This window comes from Flavobacteriales bacterium, from assembly GCA_026129465.1.
Taxonomy (GTDB): Bacteria; Bacteroidota; Bacteroidia; order Flavobacteriales_F; family PHOS-HE28; genus PHOS-HE28.
The window spans coordinates 570,116-586,303 of sequence record JAHCIA010000001.1; the positions used below are offsets into that span (position 1 = coordinate 570,116).

20 protein-coding genes, 1 tRNA gene and 1 riboswitch are annotated in these 16,188 nt (G+C 63.8%); of the genes, 10 read left to right on the forward strand and 11 right to left on the reverse strand.

The genetic code is table 11. The features are described 5' to 3' along the window. Nucleotides 1-82 precede the first annotated feature (82 nt). Nucleotides 83-292 carry a hypothetical protein gene (locus KIT10_02425; GenBank protein MCW5898099.1) on the reverse strand — a complete coding sequence of 70 codons (210 nt, stop codon included), beginning with the start codon at nucleotides 290-292 and terminating at the stop codon, nucleotides 83-85. 165 nt (nucleotides 293-457) lie between these two features. Here KIT10_02425 and KIT10_02430 point away from each other — a divergent pair, with 165 nt between their 5' ends. The 7 genes from KIT10_02430 (at nucleotide 458) to KIT10_02460 (ending at nucleotide 5,378) form a co-directional block, all read left to right on the forward strand. After that, complete coding sequence (locus KIT10_02430; GenBank protein MCW5898100.1) at nucleotides 458-1,105, forward strand: hypothetical protein; 648 nt, start codon at nucleotides 458-460, stop codon at nucleotides 1,103-1,105. 50 nt (nucleotides 1,106-1,155) lie between these two features. After that, a riboswitch (cobalamin riboswitch) is annotated at nucleotides 1,156-1,347 on the forward strand. A 107-nt stretch (nucleotides 1,348-1,454) separates the two neighbouring features. Further along, on the forward strand, nucleotides 1,455-2,741 hold the full coding sequence (locus KIT10_02435; GenBank protein MCW5898101.1) for a T9SS type A sorting domain-containing protein: 1,287 nt from the start codon (nucleotides 1,455-1,457) through the stop codon (nucleotides 2,739-2,741). 81 nt (nucleotides 2,742-2,822) lie between these two features. Continuing rightward, nucleotides 2,823-2,897, forward strand: a tRNA-Thr gene (locus KIT10_02440). Between the two features lie 76 nt (nucleotides 2,898-2,973). Further along, complete coding sequence (locus KIT10_02445) at nucleotides 2,974-3,378, forward strand: nuclear transport factor 2 family protein (protein ID MCW5898102.1); 405 nt, start codon at nucleotides 2,974-2,976, stop codon at nucleotides 3,376-3,378. Between the two features lie 40 nt (nucleotides 3,379-3,418). After that, a complete protein-coding gene (locus tag KIT10_02450) occupies nucleotides 3,419-4,045 on the forward strand; it encodes a rhomboid family intramembrane serine protease (protein ID MCW5898103.1) in 627 nt (208 codons plus the stop codon). Continuing rightward, nucleotides 4,045-4,539: an HAD family hydrolase gene (locus tag KIT10_02455; GenBank protein ID MCW5898104.1), complete on the forward strand. Its 495-nt coding sequence runs from the start codon at nucleotides 4,045-4,047 to the stop codon at nucleotides 4,537-4,539. Before KIT10_02450 ends, KIT10_02455 begins: the two co-directional genes overlap by 1 nt. Next, nucleotides 4,536-5,378 (forward strand): aminotransferase class IV family protein, encoded by an 843-nt coding sequence (locus KIT10_02460; protein MCW5898105.1) that lies wholly within the window; start codon nucleotides 4,536-4,538, stop codon nucleotides 5,376-5,378. The genes KIT10_02455 and KIT10_02460 overlap by 4 nt, the downstream gene beginning before the upstream one ends. On the opposite strand, the gene KIT10_02465 is transcribed toward KIT10_02460, so the two are convergent. Beyond that, nucleotides 5,375-5,962 (reverse strand): YqgE/AlgH family protein, encoded by a 588-nt coding sequence (locus KIT10_02465; GenBank protein ID MCW5898106.1) that lies wholly within the window; start codon nucleotides 5,960-5,962, stop codon nucleotides 5,375-5,377. The genes KIT10_02460 and KIT10_02465 overlap by 4 nt on opposite strands. 105 nt (nucleotides 5,963-6,067) lie before the next feature. Between KIT10_02465 and pdxH the strand changes: the two genes are divergently transcribed. Further along, complete coding sequence (gene pdxH, locus KIT10_02470; protein ID MCW5898107.1) at nucleotides 6,068-6,715, forward strand: pyridoxamine 5'-phosphate oxidase; 648 nt, start codon at nucleotides 6,068-6,070, stop codon at nucleotides 6,713-6,715. Nucleotides 6,716-6,784: 69 nt separating this feature from the next. Here pdxH and KIT10_02475 read toward each other — a convergent pair whose 3' ends face one another. From KIT10_02475 to KIT10_02500, 6 genes are all read right to left on the reverse strand, one after another. Beyond that, nucleotides 6,785-7,012, reverse strand: a complete 228-nt coding sequence (locus KIT10_02475; GenBank protein MCW5898108.1) for a 30S ribosomal protein THX — start codon at nucleotides 7,010-7,012, stop codon at nucleotides 6,785-6,787. Nucleotides 7,013-7,246: 234 nt separating this feature from the next. Next, nucleotides 7,247-7,933, reverse strand: coding sequence for an RNA methyltransferase (locus tag KIT10_02480; protein ID MCW5898109.1), 687 nt, complete (start codon nucleotides 7,931-7,933; stop codon nucleotides 7,247-7,249). An 88-nt stretch (nucleotides 7,934-8,021) separates the two neighbouring features. Beyond that, complete coding sequence (locus tag KIT10_02485) at nucleotides 8,022-8,294, reverse strand: HU family DNA-binding protein (protein MCW5898110.1); 273 nt, start codon at nucleotides 8,292-8,294, stop codon at nucleotides 8,022-8,024. A gap of 193 nt (nucleotides 8,295-8,487) precedes the next feature. Further along, nucleotides 8,488-9,453 (reverse strand): methionyl-tRNA formyltransferase, encoded by a 966-nt coding sequence (fmt, locus tag KIT10_02490; GenBank protein MCW5898111.1) that lies wholly within the window; start codon nucleotides 9,451-9,453, stop codon nucleotides 8,488-8,490. Nucleotides 9,454-9,467: 14 nt separating this feature from the next. Next, entirely contained in the window at nucleotides 9,468-10,052 is a 585-nt protein-coding gene (locus tag KIT10_02495) for a DNA-3-methyladenine glycosylase (protein ID MCW5898112.1), read from the reverse strand. A gap of 11 nt (nucleotides 10,053-10,063) precedes the next feature. Next, a complete protein-coding gene (locus tag KIT10_02500; protein ID MCW5898113.1) occupies nucleotides 10,064-11,896 on the reverse strand; it encodes a RecQ family ATP-dependent DNA helicase in 1,833 nt (610 codons plus the stop codon). Between the two features lie 100 nt (nucleotides 11,897-11,996). On the opposite strand from KIT10_02500, the gene KIT10_02505 reads away from it, so the two are divergent. Continuing rightward, nucleotides 11,997-13,067 (forward strand): branched-chain amino acid aminotransferase, encoded by a 1,071-nt coding sequence (locus KIT10_02505; protein ID MCW5898114.1) that lies wholly within the window; start codon nucleotides 11,997-11,999, stop codon nucleotides 13,065-13,067. 11 nt (nucleotides 13,068-13,078) lie between these two features. Here the strand turns inward: KIT10_02505 and KIT10_02510 are convergent, their stop codons facing one another. Continuing rightward, on the reverse strand, nucleotides 13,079-13,582 hold the full coding sequence (locus tag KIT10_02510; GenBank protein MCW5898115.1) for a J domain-containing protein: 504 nt from the start codon (nucleotides 13,580-13,582) through the stop codon (nucleotides 13,079-13,081). Nucleotides 13,583-13,655: 73 nt separating this feature from the next. On the opposite strand from KIT10_02510, the gene KIT10_02515 reads away from it, so the two are divergent. Further along, on the forward strand, nucleotides 13,656-15,008 hold the full coding sequence (locus KIT10_02515; protein ID MCW5898116.1) for a carboxypeptidase regulatory-like domain-containing protein: 1,353 nt from the start codon (nucleotides 13,656-13,658) through the stop codon (nucleotides 15,006-15,008). 7 nt (nucleotides 15,009-15,015) lie between these two features. On the opposite strand, the gene KIT10_02520 is transcribed toward KIT10_02515, so the two are convergent. After that, entirely contained in the window at nucleotides 15,016-15,549 is a 534-nt protein-coding gene (locus KIT10_02520) for a histidine phosphatase family protein (GenBank protein MCW5898117.1), read from the reverse strand. 32 nt (nucleotides 15,550-15,581) lie between these two features. Further along, nucleotides 15,582-16,022: a hypothetical protein gene (locus KIT10_02525; protein MCW5898118.1), complete on the reverse strand. Its 441-nt coding sequence runs from the start codon at nucleotides 16,020-16,022 to the stop codon at nucleotides 15,582-15,584. Between the last annotated feature and the right edge of the window lie 166 nt (nucleotides 16,023-16,188).

Sequence of the window (16,188 nt, forward strand, 5' to 3'; positions counted from 1 at the left end):
GCGCACCCGGGACAATGACCGGAACCGGGAACCCCGGAGGCCATTTCTCGTGAACAAGTAAAGTGGATCCGCCGTGTGGCGCTCAGTTGAGCACCTCCATGTCGCGGCAGCCCTTCAGCCTGCGCAGTCGCTCCAACACCTCGTCATAACTGCCCGGCAGGTTCAGGTCCTTCAAGGGGTCCACATCGGCGGTGCGGTCCGCTTGCAGCGCCGCGTAGCCCTCCGTGTCGGCGCTTCGCGCCTTGTCATTCGGGGATGACTTCTCCTGCTTGTCCTGGGGATGCTGTGCCATGCGAGGGGATGAACGGCCTGGAGCGAAGGTTGTTCACCGGAGCGGTGCGAATGTAATGGGAGCCGGGCCCGGTCCGTAAAGTCCCTTGGGGCGCATCATCGGAAGGCCGAATCGATCTTGGAACGAACTTTGGCCGGGCGCCGCCCATCTCCAACACCAACGATCATGCGCATCCTTCTGACGCTCTCCATCGCCCTTCTCCTGGGCGGCAGATCCGGCCTCCATGCCCAGTACAACGAGCGTGGCACCGTGCATCTCGGTCTGGGCATCGCCCTCGGAGCGTATGGCACCGAGTATGAGCAGACCATCACCCTCTTTGGCATCCCCTTTCTGACGCGTTCCACCGGTGGTGCGGCCACCATCACCGCGCCCCTGGAGTTCCACTACGGGCTGGCCGACATCTTCAGCCTGGGCGTGTACGCCGAAGGAGGCCGCTACATCGATTCGGTGGAGACCAAGCGCAACACCATCACCGCCTTCGGGCTGCAACCACGCTTCTACCTGGTGGACCGCGACCGGTTCTCCTGGATGGCCGGCCTGCAAATGGGCGCCACCACCCTGCGGATCGATGATCCCGTAAGCACGGGCAGCCCCAAGAGTCTGCTGCGCGGCGGACACTTCGGGATCAACACCGGCGTGGGCTTCCGCTTCGGTGAGACCGTGGGCCTGCAGGTGATGCTGCGCTATCTCGCACACAACCTGCCCTTGCGCGAATATGAGTTCATGGGGCAGCAGTTGGACCTCGACCTGGTGGACGCTGAGTTGCGCGCCCGTGGCGTGATGTTGCAGACCTCGCTCCACCTGCGTCTTTGATCGATCGCCGCGTCTACATTTGGACCCGCGTCAAGGTGCCGAAAGGCGATGGAAGGGACCCTTCACCGGGAGCCCGAAGCCGCCCCAGGAGAATAGGGAATCCCGTGTGAACCGGGAGCTGTTCCCGCAGCTGTGAACCACCGATGACCGCCGCAGAAAGCCACTGTACGCCACCTGGTGTGCGGGAAGGCGTGGTGGGAGGGTGGTGAGCCAGAAGACCTGCCAGGGCGCGAAAGGACCACGGCCACGGGAACATGGCCGTCCGCTTGCGGTACAGGCGGTCGGCCGTTCCCATGGTTTCACATCATACACGCCGCGCGGTGAACGCGGCAAGCAAAACCACAGGACCATGTACCGTTCATTCCTCATTTCCCTGGCAGTGGCCGCGGCGTTCCATGCGCAGGCCCAATCGGTGACGCACCGCGTGCTGGTGCTCAACGAAGGCTACTACGACTTCGGTGGCGGCGGGCAACTCGTACCCGTGTCGCTTGGTGCCTTTGATCCATCCACCGGAACCTACGGGACCGTGGCCGTGATCGAAGGGCCACGCTTCGGCAGCGATCTGCTGGTGCATGCGGGTTCCATCTATGTGGCCGCTGACGACCGGGTGCTGCGCTACGACCTGGAGAGCTATACGCTGCTGGCCAGTGCGGAGGTCATCGGTGTACGCAAGCTGGCGGTGTGGAACGATAGGCTGTTGCTGACCCGGGGCGAACTCGGCGGATTGCCGCACTACTTCGAAGCGCGCGAGATCGCTTCGCTGGACCTCGTGCAGGCGATCACCCCTGCGGATGGCTTGCCTTATGCGGTGGAAGACGTGCTGGTGGTGGGCGATCTGGCCTACCTCGCCGTGGGCAACGCCTTCGAATGGGGCAATATGCAGGGCCGCATCGGCATTGTGGACCTGCCCACCATGTCCTACACCGGCGAGGTGGACCTCGGCCCCCAGGGTCTCAACCCCGAGAAACTCATGCTGCACGATGGGGACATCCTGGCCTTCAACAACAAGGATTTCAGCACCAGCAGCATCAGCCGCGTGAACACTGTGGATGCTTCCCTGACCTATACCGTGGATGTGACGGTGAACTCCAGTTGTGCGGCATCGGCCCGTGTGGAAGCCAATGCTCTGGTCTACTTCATGGAGTACGCCCAGAACGAGCTGGCCCGCTTCGATCCCACGTCCGGCGCCGTGGCCGACACGCTCACCGGCAGCCCCGCCATCTACGGCCTGCTCGAGGACCCCATCAACGGCGTGCTCTATGGCACCACCACCGATTTCTTCAGCACCGGTGCGTTGCATGTAATGAGCCTGCAAGGGGAGGTGCTCTCCACCGTGGCGGTGGGTGTGGCGCCCGGCAACCTGGCGCTGGATATCCGGCAGGCCACGTCCGTGCCCGATCGTGCCAGCGCAGCACCGCGGGTCTTCCCCAATCCGGCCACCGATCTGGTCTCCGTGTCCGGAACAGCGGTGAAGGCCGGCCAGTGGATCGCCATCCACGATTCCATGGGCAGGCGGGTGATGGAGCAGCAGGTGCGCACCGATGGCCAGCAGTCGCTGGAATTGACCGGCCTGGCGCAGGGCGCTTATGTACTGCGTGTGGGCGAAGGCCCCGGATCGCGCTTCATCAAACACTGACCCCGGCGGCGAACCTGGGCGGCCATTACATTTGCGGCCCGCGTCCACCAACCACCCGGTGCGGTGGCGCGGGCCGTACCAGCCTCCTTAGCTCAGCGGTAGAGCAGCTCATTCGTAATGAGCAGGTCGTCAGTTCAAATCTGACAGGAGGCTCCAAGAGGGACCATCTCGATCGGTCCCTCTTTCCATTTGGATGAGGATCTTCAAGGGATCGCATAAGTTAGGGTTGGTCATGATGGTGGCTTCGTGCTCGTCAGACCAGGACAACCGTTTCACCTCCACCGATGCGCATGCCATAAATGCCGTCCTGGCCAACCAAGAAGCCGCCTGGGACCGGGGCGACATCGAGGGCTTCATGCAGGGCTATGTGGACACCGTGTGCTTCGTGTCGCGCGGGCGCATGACCTGCGGGCGCGAAGCCGTTACCGCCAACTACCGGAAGAATTATCCGGACGGGGCCGCCATGGGGGACCTGACCTTCGGTGTGGACGAGATCGTGCCGGCGGGTGGGGCACACGCCTGGCTCACGGGTACCTGGCGGCTGGAACGCGTGGCCGACACACTTTCCGGAGGCTTCGCGCTGTTGTGGGCAAAGGGGCCGGAAGGCTGGCGCATCGCCCGCGACCTGAGCCATTGACGCGCCGGGGATATCTTTCGCCACACCCCACCGCGGCCGCGTGATCGACAGCGTCACCCTCCTCCTCGTCATCCTCAACGTGCTCGTGTCCCTCGCGGCCTTCAACGACCGCAGGCTCTTCACGGCGCTGCTCTTCGAACCCTTCGTGATCCGCGCGCGTGGCGGCTGGCACCGCTTCATCACCCATGCCTTCATCCACGCCAACTGGCCGCACCTGCTGGTGAACATGTTCGTGCTGTACATGTTCGGCCGCAACGTGGAGATGTTGCTGCCCATGCTCACCCCACTGCCCGCCACACTGGTCTTCCTCGGCCTTTACCTGGGGGCCATCGTGGTGTCGTCCATTCCCGCCTACCGCCGCCACATGCACGACCCCAACTACCGGGCGGTGGGGGCCAGCGGCGCGGTGAGCGCGGTGCTCTTCGCGCAGATCCTGATGATGCCCACCACCGAGGTGGCCTTCCTCTTCATTCCCGTGCCCATGCCGGCCTGGGTCTTCGGCCTGCTCTACCTGGCCTATTCCTGGTACATGGACAAGCGTGGTGGCGACAACGTGGCGCACGACGCGCACTTCTATGGAGCGGTCTACGGCGTACTGTACATGGGGCTGCTGGCGCCGCATCTGGTGCTCGACATCGGCGGCTTCCAACGCACACTCGGCATCTGATGGCACGCAAGGCGATCTTTCTGGACCGCGATGGCGTGTTGAACCGCGAACGCGGCGAGCACACCTGGCGCCTGGAGGATTTCGAGGTGCTGCCTGATGTGCCCATGGCGCTGGCACGTGCACAGGCGGCCGGCTGGTCCCTGGTGGTGATCACCAACCAGAGCGGCATCGGCCTGGGTCTCTACGGCCACGCGGAGGTGGAGCGGCTTCATCGCTACCTTCACGCCATGCTCACGGAACAGGGCGTATCTCTGATGGACATCCTTTATTGTCCGCACCATCCGACCCGGGGGAAGTGCCTGTGCCGCAAGCCGGGTTCCCTGCTCCTGGAGCGCGCCATCGCGCGTCACGGCCTCGATCCCGGGGCGTCGGTCTTCATCGGCGATCGTGCGCGTGACCTGGAGGCGGCCTCTGGAGCCGGCGTACGCGGCATCCTGGTGGAGGCGAACGGACCACTCATGCCCGTGTTGGAGAAGCATGCGCTGATCCCATGAAGGACCTGGTGAACGTGAACGGCGAAGTGGTGCCGGGCGACAAGCCGGCGATCACGCTGGACAACCGCGCCTTCCACTATGGTGATGGGCTCTTCGAGAGCCTCCGCCTGGTGGATGGCAGGCCCTGCTTCGTGGACGCGCACTGGGCCAGGCTCACCACCGGTGCGGCCCTGCTGCGCATCACCCTGCCGCCCACCCTGGACCGCGCCAACTTCGAGCGCTGGATCGTGGAATTGTCCAAGCTCACGGGCCGCGACAGCGCGCGTTGCCGTTTCACCCTCTACCGGGGCGGTGGTGGCCACTACCGTCCCGAGAAGCATGAGGGCGCCTTCACCATCGAGGTGAAGCCCATGGAGGATCGTTACCACACCCTGAACGAACAGGGCCTGATGGTGGACATCTGGCCGGAGATGCGCAAGCCCATCAACGAGCTCTCCCGTCACAAGACGCTCAACTGCCAGTACTACATCATGGCCGCTTTGTGGAGCGAGCAGCGTGGGCTGGACGATTGCCTGCTGCAGAATGAGCGCGGCAACATCATCGAGAGCAGCAGCGGCAACCTCTTCATCGTGAGCAACGGTGTGCTCTACACGCCATCGCTCAGTGATGGTTGCCTGGGCGGCGTGATGCGCGCGCAGGTCATCAACCTGGCGCTGGCCAACGGCATCAAGGTGTACGAGTGCTCCCTCAATCCGCAGAATCTGCTCGCCGCCGACGAGTTGTTCTTCACCAACGCCGTGCGTGGCATCCGCTGGGTGGGCACCTACCGCACCAAGCGCTACACCAACCGGCAGTCGAAGACGATCACCGATCTGCTGGTGGCCGCCACGCGCGGCTAATTCAAGGAAGGGTCTTCGGGGAAGTTGGCCAGCGGGGCGTACTCCCGGCCCATGGCGCGCAGCGTGTCCGCCCAAAGATCGTCCGTGGAGGTGTTCATGATGCGTCGCTTGTCCGCACGGGAGACCAGCCAGCTGCGCTGTTCCAGTTCCTGCTCCAGCTGCGAGCTGCCCCAGCCGCTATAGCCCACGAAGAAGCGCACATGCTTGGAGAGGCGCGGGTCGGTGGCGAGGATGGAACGCAACTGTTCATAGTCACCGCCCATGTGCACACCGTCCACCACTTCCACACTGCCTTCGATGTGCGGTCCGAGGGTATGGAGGTAGTAGAGGTTGCCACTCTGCACCGGTCCGCCGATCCCCACGCGGGTGCCGATGGGAGGCATGTTCTCCATCAGGTCGTCCACATTCATGTCCATCTGCCGGTTCAGCACGAAGCCGAAGGAACCCTCGTGGTTGTGCTCGCACAGCAACACCACCGTGCGCCGGAAGTAGGGGTCGGGGAGGAAGGGCTCGCTCACGAGCAGCCTGCCACGCGCCGGTTTGTGGCGGTTCCTGGGATCGAGATCGAGCGGGTCCTTCGCCATGGCGAGGGGAAGTTAATGGACCACCCTTCGAGCCTGCAAGACAAGACCGTTGTCAGGTGGATCGAGGCGGGCATCGGATACCTTCGCACGACCACCGTGAACGCCATGGAAGATCCCCGACACCTCCCGCAACGCAAAGAATACGAGATGCACGAACTCACGGAGAGTGAGGCGGGCGACGACCCCATCGTGTTGTTCGATCGTTGGATGCGTGATGCCGAGGCGGCGCCGGACATCCTGGAACCGCACGCGATGACGCTGGCCACGGTGGGCAGCGTGACACTCAGCTGCCGCATCGTACTGCTTCGCTCTTTCGACAAGCGCGGCTTCGTCTTCTTCACCAACTACAACAGCCGCAAGGCGATGGATCTGGAGCGTGACCATCGCGTGGCGCTGAACTTCTTCTGGCCCCAGCTCGAACGGCAGGTGCGTATCGAAGGGCGCGCAGAGCGGGCGGACGACCATGAATCCGACGCGTACTTCGCCTCACGTCCGCGGGAGAGCCGCATCGGTGCATGGAGCAGCGATCAGAGCCGGCCCGCGGAGAGCAGGGCGTCCATCGAAGAACGATTCGCGCGCTGGACGGAACGCTTCGCGGAAGGTGAGATCCCGCGTCCTCTTCACTGGGGCGGTTTCCGTGTGCGGCCGGTGCGCATCGAGTTCTGGCAGGGCAGACCGGGCCGGTTGCACGACCGTATCGCGTACGAGGCGATGAACGACGGCACCTGGTTGCGCACCAGGCTGCAACCGTGATCGGAATGGAAGGGTACCAATGCAGAAGACCCCGGCTTTCGCCGGGGTCTTTGCTTCTGTGGTCCGAGATCACTTGCGCTTGGCGGCCTTCTTCGTGGCCTTCTTGGCGGCCTTCTTCGGAGCGGCCTTCTTGGTCGCCTTCTTCGCAGCCTTCTTCGGAGCTGCTTTCTTGGCGGCCTTCTTCGCAGTGGCCTTCTTGGCAGCGGCTACACGCGTCTTGCGCTTCGCAGGACGGCTCTTGCCGGTGCTGCGAGCAGCACGTTTGCCTTTCTTCGTCTTCATGTCACCTTTTCCCATTGTAATGGAGTGTTAAGGGTTTGAGTCAAAAGTATCCGCGCTTGCATACGCCGGCATGATTTCATTGGTTCCATTTGTCAACGCGTGGATGTCAATAACCATGGCGTGCGATCGACGTCATCACGATGCGATCGGGATCGCTTGATGATGGTGTGGAGCATGATGCGCACATCACGATGATGATCGCGCATCCTCGTGCATCGCCCGTTTGGCGCGGCATGCGTGATGATGCGATCAAGCAGGTGAAGTGTCCTTTCCTTCAGCGTGCAAACGCGATTCGATGGCCTTCGCGTCGCGGATGGAAGCACGCAACCATCCAAGCTTGATGGAAGCCAGCGCCTGCGCATCGAGTCGCCAATCCACTCCACTCGCACGCAAGCGTTCGATCACGGTGTAGAGGACGATCGCCGCCGACACGGAAAGGTTGTAGCTCTCGGTGAAGCCGTACATCGGTATGCGCAGATGTTCGTCGGCCTCTTCGATCGCGGCGTCACTGAGTCCGTCCATCTCGGTGCCGAAGCAGATGGCCAGCGGCCGGTCGATGTCGATCGTGGCGGGTGTGACATCTTCGGCACGCGGCGATGTGGCGACGATGCGATAACCCTTCGCGCGCAGATCGGCGAAGCATTTCGTGCGGCCCTCCTCCGATCCTCCATGACGATGGACGTCCACCCACTTGGATGCGCCCAAGGCGATCTCGGGATCGACGCGGTAGCTGTTGCGGCGCTCGATCACATGCACGTCCTGGATGCCGAGCAGGTCACAAGTGCGCACCACCGCGCTCATGTTGTGTGGCTGGTAGGGATCCTCCAGCACGGCCGTGACATGCCGAGTGCGCAATGGTGCGAGCCGCTCGAACAGGGCGTTGCGTTCATCCGTGACGAAGGCGGACAAGCGCCCGATCAGTTCCTGGTCGTTCATGGTGCCGGGGTGGGTGGGGTCGGTATGCCTGCAAAAGAAGATCCCCCGCCGTTGGGCGGGGGATCCTCTGTTCCGGTGATGTGACGGATCACTTCACCTTGTTCTGCAGGTCGGCGCCGGCCTTGAACTTCACCACCTTCTTCGCGGCGATCTTGATCTCCTTGCCGGTCTGGGGGTTGCGGCCTTTGCGGGCGGCGCGCTTGGTAACGGAGAAGGTGCCGAAGCCCACGAGGGCCACGCGCTCACCCTTCTTCAGGGCCTTGGTGGTGCTGGTAACGAAGGCATCCAAGGCACGCTTGGCATCGGCCTTCGAGATCTTGGCATCGGCTGCGATCGATTCGATCAGTTCGGCTTTGTTCAGACCCATGGTCGTAAGTTTTGTTGAGTTGTTGGTTTGGGAACTCGAGGGCAAATGTATCCGCGCAGCCACGTGTGTCAAGGGTTTCCGACGCGATGCCCGGAAAATGTTGAAAAAACAGGGGGTTTGTTCATAACTGCGCCTGTATCCCGCCCCTGTCAAGGGTTTCCGGAGGAGGGGGTGGAACGGAAAACGGTCAGTCGCCGATCCTCATGCCGGGCATCGCCCGGTGTGCTCCAGCGATGCCGCGCAGCAGTTCGGTGGCGCTCATGCGCCGCCTGCCCTCGGTCTGCACTTCAAGCAGTTCGAGCCAACCGTCGGAGCAGCGCAGGAGCAGCCGTCCATCCACGGGCAACAAGGTGCCCGCTTCCGCGCCGGCATCGTGTGCCGCATGGCGGGAGCGGAACAGTTTGAAGTGGACCGGTGGCCCTTCACCGATCCGCAACATGCACCAGGCGCCGGGTGCGGGGGACAGGCCTCGTATCCGATCGTGCGTTCGTGCGGCGCTCATGTCCGCGCTGATGCGGCAGGTCTCCGGGTCCAGTTTCGGAGCGGATCGTTCCTGGCCGGAAGGGCGTTGTTGCCTGGGCTCGATCGATCCCTCGGCAAGCGCATGGACGGTGCGCCCAACGAGCGCGGCACCCATGACCATCATCCTATCATGCAGTTCACCGGCCGTCTCATCAGCGCCTATGGTCAAGGTCTCCTGCAGCAACACATCCCCGGTATCTATCTCCTCCCGGATGAGGAAGGTGGTGAGGCCCGTGGAGCGGTAGCCATGCATGACCGCCCATTGAATGGGCGCCGCTCCGCGCAGATCGGGCAGGAGGGAGGCGTGCAGATTGATGGTGCCCAGCCGGGGCCGCGACCATACCACCTGGGGCAACATGCGGAAGGCCACCACCACGTACAGGTCGGCGGCATGCGCATCGAGTGCGGCGAGGAAGTCCGGATCGCGCAGGCGCTCGGGTTGGAGAACGGGTATGCCCAGTTCCAGCGCACGGTCCTTCACCGGGGAAGTGCGGAGCTTCTTCCCCCTTCCAGCGGGACGGTCCGGGGCGGTGACCACGGCGGTCACCACATGGCCGGCCTCCACGAGCGCGTTCAGTGTCGGCACCGCGAAGAGCGGGGTGCCCATGAAGATGATGCGCGTACCGGCCATGGTTCAGCGATGGTTCAGCGATGGTGCCGCCGCGAAGGTGCGACGCGGAACCGATAGGGAAGAAGCGCATCCTTGCCCGCGTAGTCCACACCTACACGTGGACCGGCGATGATCCGTGAGGAGGCGATGCGCATGCCGTGGTCCTCGATGCGGATCGGACCGGAGAGCAGGTCGCCGCCGCTATGCCTGGTCAGTATGCCCAGCGCCTGGGACAAGGTTCCCGGTCCGTTCGTCGTGGGCGGTGATGGCGCGCGACGTTGGGCCATCAGACCATGACCTTCCAACGGATCGATCGCCCGGATGAGCACGGCGTGTGGCACCCCCTCGCGATGCGTGACCACGTTGAAGAGGTGATGGATGCCATAGCAGAGGTAGACATAGGCGGTGCCGCCGACCGCGTACATGTGCGTGTTCCTTGGTGTGCGACGGCCACCGAAGGCGTGCGATGCGCGGTCGCCCACCCCGGCATAAGCCTCCGTCTCGGTGATCACACCCGCGGTCCGGCCGCCATCCAGATCCGTGACAATGACCTTGCCGAGCAGATCGCGCGCGATGCGTACGACATCGCTGCGCATATAGAAGGAACGATCGAGGACCATCCGCATGCGGGTCACGAAGCCCCACTTCCGAACTCGTCCATGTCCAACCGGCGGTCGTGGGTGGTTCGTTCGTAGGGCGCGAGTGGTTCTTCGGCAGTGTTGTTCCCTGCAGTCGCTTCATAGGCGAATCGCCGCTTGCACAGGTCGCATTGTCCGCAGGGCACACCGGGAGGTTCATCGAAGTGGGCCAGCAGGATCCTGGAGCGGCAGCCGGACTCGGCTTCGGCGTAGTGCAGCACCGCCTCCAGTCTTTCCATGGCGCGCTGCTTCCGTTGTTCCAAAGCGGCGGGATCGAGGGTCAGGCGCTGGGCATCCTGCCGGGGTTGGAGCAGGGTCACAAGCGGGGCGTCGTTCTGCGGGGTGTAGATGATCACCTGCTGGCGGTCCAATTCATGGAGGCGCTTGCGCACGGTCTCCACGCTCCATTCGCTCAACCGGGCGATGCGCAACTCATCGATCTGTGCGGCTTCCTCATAGAGCCCCCCATAGAGGCGGAGCAGGGCTTCGAGCAACGGTCCAAGCCGGCGATCGTTCACCCGCATGTGATGCACCACCCGGGGCGCTGCCCGCACGAATACGCGCGAAGGACTGTGTACGCCATCAGATAGGGTGATGCGGCCATCCAGTTCCAGACTTCGCAGGGCATGGAGCGTGGTGTTGGGTGTTGCGCCGGCGCGTCGGGCCAGGTCCTCCAGATCGAACGCATAGGCCTCCAGGAAGCCCGAACCCATGGCGATGCCGTGCCGATCGGCGAAGGACTGGTACACCCGCCGCACATCGGCCAGTGATGGAAAGGACGCCAGGGTACGATCGCGCAACCGGTCCGCATCACCGGGACCATATAATAGGAAGGCTTGCGAGCGTTGACCATCGCGCCCGGCGCGCCCGGCCTCCTGGTAGTAGCTCTCCAGGTCCGGCGGCGGTTCCATGTGGACCACCGCGCGCACATCAGGCTTGTCGATGCCCATGCCGAAAGCGTTGGTGGCCACCACGCAGCGCAGGCTCCCTTCGGTCCATGCCCGTTGGATCGCTTCACGCTCCACATGCGGAAGCCCCGCGTGATAGGCCCTCGCCTCGATGCCATGGTGCTCCAGGAATTGTGCGATGCGCAGTGTGCCCCGCCGCTGCCGCATGTACACGATGGACGACCCGGGTACATGCTCCATGATGCGCAGCAGGCGGCCATGCTTGTCCTCCCCGCGGCTCACCCAGAAGACCAGTTCATCGCGCTGGAAACCGCCCCGCAGCACATGGCGCTCCCGGAAGGCGAGATTCTCCATGATGTCATCGGCCACACGAGCTGTGGCTGACGCGGTGAGCGCGAGCACCGGCACACCGGGAAGCTTTTCGCGCAACTCGCCCACCTTTCTGTACGCGGGCCTGAAATCATGTCCCCATTGTGAGATGCAGTGGGCTTCATCCACGGCGATCATGCCGATGTCCATCCGGTCCAGCCGTGCGAGGAGGATGTCGGAGGCCAGACGCTCCGGGGCGAGGTAGAGGAAGGACAGTTCGCCCTGCGCCGCGTTCTCCAGCGCCGTGTCCACTTCCGCATGGCGCAGACCTGAGTGCACGGCCACCGCCGCGATCCCCTGGGCGCGCAATCGTTCCACCTGGTCCTTCATCAGGGCGATCAAGGGGGAGACCACCAGACAGAGCCGCCCCATGGCGAGCGCGGGCACCTGGAAACAGAGGCTCTTGCCGCCACCGGTGGGCAACAGGGCCAGCGTGTCGCGCCCGTTCAGCACGGCCCGTATGATGTCCTCCTGCAACGGGCGGAAGGTGCTGTAGCCCCAGTGCTGGCGCAGCACGGCGTGGATGTCCTTCACTTCACGCTTGCCCATCGTTCACCATCGCTTCACATGCCCCACCGGCCATGACCATGTCATCCTTGTGGCGGAAGCCGATCGGCTACATTTGTTCGCACCCCTTTAGCGTCATGGGATGATCACCACAGGGCAAAAGATAGACATCCAACGCACCGCTGCTTCGCGGCTGCAGGACACCGACCTGGAGAACATCAAGTTCGGCCGGGTCTTCAGCGACCACATGTTCGCCATGGACTTCGAGGAGGGCGCCTGGCGGCGTCCACGGATCGTGCCCTTCGCCGATCTGCGCATGAGTCCCGCGGCCGCCGTGCTCCATTACGGCCAGTCGATCTTCGAAGGGCTGAAGGCCTACCGTTCAGCCGAAGGTGGTGTCAACCTCTTCAGGCCACAGGCCAACATCGCGCGCATGAACCGGAGCGCACACCGCATGTGCATGCCGAAGCTCCCCGATGACCTCTTCTTGGAGGCCCTGTTGGAACTGGTGCATCAGGACATCGATTGGGTGCCCGGCGGCGCTGATGGGGCGCTCTACATCCGGCCCTTCCTCATCGCCGGTGACGAGTACATCGGCATACGCCCGAGCGACACCTACCGCTTCATGATCTTCACCTGCCCGGTGCGAGGCTACTACGCCGAGCCTGTCCGCGTGCAGATCGAGATGGAGTACAGCCGTGCTTTCCCCGGTGGCACCGGCGATACCAAGTGCGCCGGCAATTACGCCGCCGCGCTATACCCCGCCAAGCTCGCCCAGGACCGGGGCATCCACCAGCTGGTGTGGACCGATGGCATTGAGCACAAGTACATCGAGGAAAGCGGCACCATGAACATCTTCTTCCGGATCGGTGGCACGCTGATCACACCGGAGACCGGCGGCACCATCCTCGAGGGCATCACGCGCGACAGCATCATTACGCTGGCCCGCGACATGGGCATGCCGATGGAGGTGCGCAAGGTGACCGTGGCCGAGGTGGTGGAGGCGGCGCGGAGCGGATCGCTGCAGGACGCTTTCGGCGCGGGAACCGCCGCCACCATCGCCCACATCGCCAGCATCAAGATCGGTGAGGAGGTGTACACGCTGCCGCCGGTGGATTCGCGCGATGCTTCCAGGTCGATCGGTGCGAAACTCGATGCCATTCGCCGCGGCGTGGAGCCTGACACCTATGGCTGGATGGTGCCGGTGCACTGACCGGCGATCGATCACGTTCCGCCCGTTCGCGACAGGCCCTCCAGGCTTGCGGGTATGGCCGCCAGCCCAGGCAGGGTGAAGAAAAGCAGGGGCGCCGGCCAGCCCAGAAAGGTGATGCTCACCAGGATGCCGGCCACCGACGAGACACCGAAGAGCAGGCCCGTGATGTGCAGGCCGATGAAGACCGACCGCTGGAAGCGCGTTGGGGGGACCTCCTCCTCTTCCGTGCCAGTTCGCACCTGTGGCCGCATGTATCTTCCGATGGGCTCCTCGGTGCGTGACGCAGGCCGGTAGAAGCGCAGGCGTTCGTCGTACCGCGCCCGCAGTTCCTTGTCGCACAATACTTCATAGGCCTCGTGCACCGCGTGGAAGATGACCGCGGCATGTGGTGAGGCGTTGCGGTCCGGGTGGCAGTCCTTCACCCGCCGCCGATAGGCCTGCTTGATGTGCTTGGGCGAAGCATCGCGCGGCACACCGAGCACCTTGTAATGATCGAAGCGGAGCATTCCTTCCATGCCGCGTCCTGTTCAAAGCGCACCGTTGCCCGTGGTATCCGTATGCGATCCGCGCCGCGCCGGTATCTTATGCATGCAACGGATGGTAAGCTCGTATCGCATGGCGCTGGTCATCGCCGGGGTGTTCTTCCAAAAGACGCTACCGGCCCAGGAAAGGTTGTTGCACGGCCGTGTGCTCGATGCGGATGACCGGGTTCCGGTGGCCCGGGCGCATGTAACGGCACCACACACACAAGGCGGGGCGGTCACGGACGGGGAAGGTCGTTTCGCGTTGCGCTGGACCGGGGTGGAACCGGCAGCCTTGCGCGTCAGCCATGTGGCCTATGGCATGCAGGATGTGCCGATCGCCAAGCGAACGGAAAGCGATGACGCGCCGTTCGTTCTTCTTGTTGCCCGCCGTGGCCATGAACTGGGCGGTGTCACCATCAGTCCCGGAGCTCCCGAGGTGGTGTACCAACACCCGGACCTGCACGTGGGCGACTACGTGGTGGACGACCGGGGCATCTGGGTGCTGGCCTATGCGCGGCCGCAACTTTGGCACCACGCCGACCGGGCGGGTGAGCGGCTCTACCGCGAAGCGCGCCTGCACCTGCTGGACACCGCGTTCATCGAACTCGCCTCGTGCGCGATCCCCGGCAAAGCGGCAAGAATGCACCGGGACCATGCGGGAAGGATACTCGTGGAGGGGGAGGAGCGGGCTTGGACAGTGCGGATGGACCGCGGCGCCATCGTGCTGTCCGCGCTTTCCTTGGAAATGTTGCGCACCGCGGTGCTGCCCTGGACGGACAGCATCCCCGGCAAACTGCTGGGCAACGACCGCAACGACCACTGGCCCGCCTTCAGGCACTTCGCCCATTCCCCGGGTGCGTCGTCCATGGATGTGATCTGCGCCGTGGAGGACAAGCATGTGATGTCACTCTTCCGAAGCCAATACAAGTACATGAGCGGTGCCGACAAGGTGAAGGCGATGAACATGGAGCACCGGCTGGGAGTGGACCGGGAGATCATCGCCGGATTCATGACCGGCTTCCAACGCGATCCCTACTTCCGCGTGCCCTACGCGCCGCTATTCGTGGTGGGCGACACGCTTTGCGTATTCGACCATCCCGCGTCGCGCTTGAGGAAGTATGACATGGACCTGCGGCCCTGCGGTGATCGCGCGATCGCGCATCACATGGAGAAGGGCTGGCGCGAAGCCATGGAGCAGGACCGCGTGGATGGACGGGTGCATGTGCTGCTTCGGCGTGAAGGACTGGTCACGCTTCGCGCGATCGATACCGGAACGGGAGAACTCCAGGCGCCAAGCACCATCGCGCGCCGCTTTCCCGAGGAGGTGACCGTCCATGGCGGCCATGTCTACTATGTGCATCGGCCACCGGGTGGCACGGAGCGCCGGACCTTGTACCGTGAGGCGCTCGGACGCTGAAGCACGATCAGCCCTGGCCCGGATGGCGTTTGGGATGGTCGCGCCAGACGAGCATCCCCAGGTCGCGCGCGGCCATCTTCCAGCTGTCGATGGGGAAGTCGATGCGCACGATGCCACAGGTGGGCAGGTTGTCCAGGTCCTCATTGCCGAAATAGACCACGGCATCGGTGAAGCCGGGGTTGTGGCCGAAGAGCATCACATGGGACGTCGCATCCGGCAGACCATTCACCACACCCAGGATGGTGCGTATGGAGGCGTGGTACAGATTGGCATCCAGCAGTAGTTGTGGACGCGGCGCCGAGGGGTCGAAGGCCGGCGTTTCCTTGGCACCGAGCTCCTGGGCGAAGAACCGCGCGGTGGCCAACGCGCGCGCCGCCGTGCTGGTCACCATCAGATCGAGCTTTTCACCGCGCTCCTTGAAGAGCCTGGCCATGAAGGGCGCATTGCGCAGGCCACGTTCGTTCAGCGGCCGGTCGAAATCATCCTGCCCGGGATCGGCCCAGCTGCTCTTGGCGTGGCGGCAGAGGTAAAGGGTGCGCATGGCGGAGACCGGATCGCACCCGAAGGTAAGCCCTACACGGTGACGTTGCGCAGGCTGTCCAGCAGGCTCATCAGCAGCACGTTCGGATCGGTGGTCAAAGGCAGCTCGAAGCGCACCTGGCGCGCGTCGCTGAATTGCTGCCCGTTGCGGAAACCTTTGCTGATGGTGAGGTACAGCGCCTGTGGATACGCTCCCGTGAAATGCAGCTGGCAGAGTGCGCCGCCCGCCATGCGAAGCACATAGCATGGGTAGTGTGCCCCGGCCGCGCGCCAGGATCCATCCTCCTCCAGCACGTGGCCCTGCTCGCGCAGGTCCTGCGCCCATTCGTCCATCACATACAGCAGCACGTCCTCCACGAAGATCTCGCGGTCGCGTGGCAATTGGTGTTGACTGAGGTCAAGTGGCGCCAGCAGGCGTGAGCGGGTAAGGCGCAGGGCGGTGGTCAGCCCGTCGATCTGTGCGTTGAAGGTCATCGTTCTTCCTCGTTCTATCCGGTGGGCAAAGTATCCAAGCGCGCCATGCCACGCCACCATGTGACCAGTGGGTTATGCACGATCGATCCCACGATCGGTATATGGCGGCCGGATCTGCCAATGGCCTCCAATAGATCATGGCAAGGCCAGGCTAGGCCTGCGAATG

What these genes read in the sequence shown, in the direction of transcription:
- KIT10_02460 (MCW5898105.1), top strand. Translation starts at nt 4,536, where the DNA reads ATGAAGGACCTGGTGAACGTGAACGGCGAAGTGGTGCCGGGCGACAAG.
- KIT10_02480 (MCW5898109.1), bottom strand. Translation starts at nt 7,933, where the DNA reads ATGAACGACCAGGAACTGATCGGGCGCTTGTCCGCCTTCGTCACGGAT.
- KIT10_02475 (MCW5898108.1), bottom strand. Translation starts at nt 7,012, where the DNA reads ATGGGAAAAGGTGACATGAAGACGAAGAAAGGCAAACGTGCTGCTCGC.
- KIT10_02505 (MCW5898114.1), top strand. Translation starts at nt 11,997, where the DNA reads ATGATCACCACAGGGCAAAAGATAGACATCCAACGCACCGCTGCTTCG.
- KIT10_02465 (MCW5898106.1), bottom strand. Translation starts at nt 5,962, where the DNA reads ATGGCGAAGGACCCGCTCGATCTCGATCCCAGGAACCGCCACAAACCG.
- KIT10_02445 (MCW5898102.1), top strand. Translation starts at nt 2,974, where the DNA reads ATGATGGTGGCTTCGTGCTCGTCAGACCAGGACAACCGTTTCACCTCC.
- KIT10_02495 (MCW5898112.1), bottom strand. Translation starts at nt 10,052, where the DNA reads ATGGTCCTCGATCGTTCCTTCTATATGCGCAGCGATGTCGTACGCATC.
- KIT10_02510 (MCW5898115.1), bottom strand. Translation starts at nt 13,582, where the DNA reads ATGGAAGGAATGCTCCGCTTCGATCATTACAAGGTGCTCGGTGTGCCG.
- KIT10_02515 (MCW5898116.1), top strand. Translation starts at nt 13,656, where the DNA reads ATGCAACGGATGGTAAGCTCGTATCGCATGGCGCTGGTCATCGCCGGG.
- fmt (MCW5898111.1), bottom strand. Translation starts at nt 9,453, where the DNA reads ATGGCCGGTACGCGCATCATCTTCATGGGCACCCCGCTCTTCGCGGTG.
- KIT10_02435 (MCW5898101.1), top strand. Translation starts at nt 1,455, where the DNA reads ATGTACCGTTCATTCCTCATTTCCCTGGCAGTGGCCGCGGCGTTCCAT.
- KIT10_02520 (MCW5898117.1), bottom strand. Translation starts at nt 15,549, where the DNA reads ATGCGCACCCTTTACCTCTGCCGCCACGCCAAGAGCAGCTGGGCCGAT.
- KIT10_02430 (MCW5898100.1), top strand. Translation starts at nt 458, where the DNA reads ATGCGCATCCTTCTGACGCTCTCCATCGCCCTTCTCCTGGGCGGCAGA.
- pdxH (MCW5898107.1), top strand. Translation starts at nt 6,068, where the DNA reads ATGGAAGATCCCCGACACCTCCCGCAACGCAAAGAATACGAGATGCAC.
- KIT10_02500 (MCW5898113.1), bottom strand. Translation starts at nt 11,896, where the DNA reads ATGGGCAAGCGTGAAGTGAAGGACATCCACGCCGTGCTGCGCCAGCAC.
- KIT10_02425 (MCW5898099.1), bottom strand. Translation starts at nt 292, where the DNA reads ATGGCACAGCATCCCCAGGACAAGCAGGAGAAGTCATCCCCGAATGAC.
- KIT10_02455 (MCW5898104.1), top strand. Translation starts at nt 4,045, where the DNA reads ATGGCACGCAAGGCGATCTTTCTGGACCGCGATGGCGTGTTGAACCGC.
- KIT10_02525 (MCW5898118.1), bottom strand. Translation starts at nt 16,022, where the DNA reads ATGACCTTCAACGCACAGATCGACGGGCTGACCACCGCCCTGCGCCTT.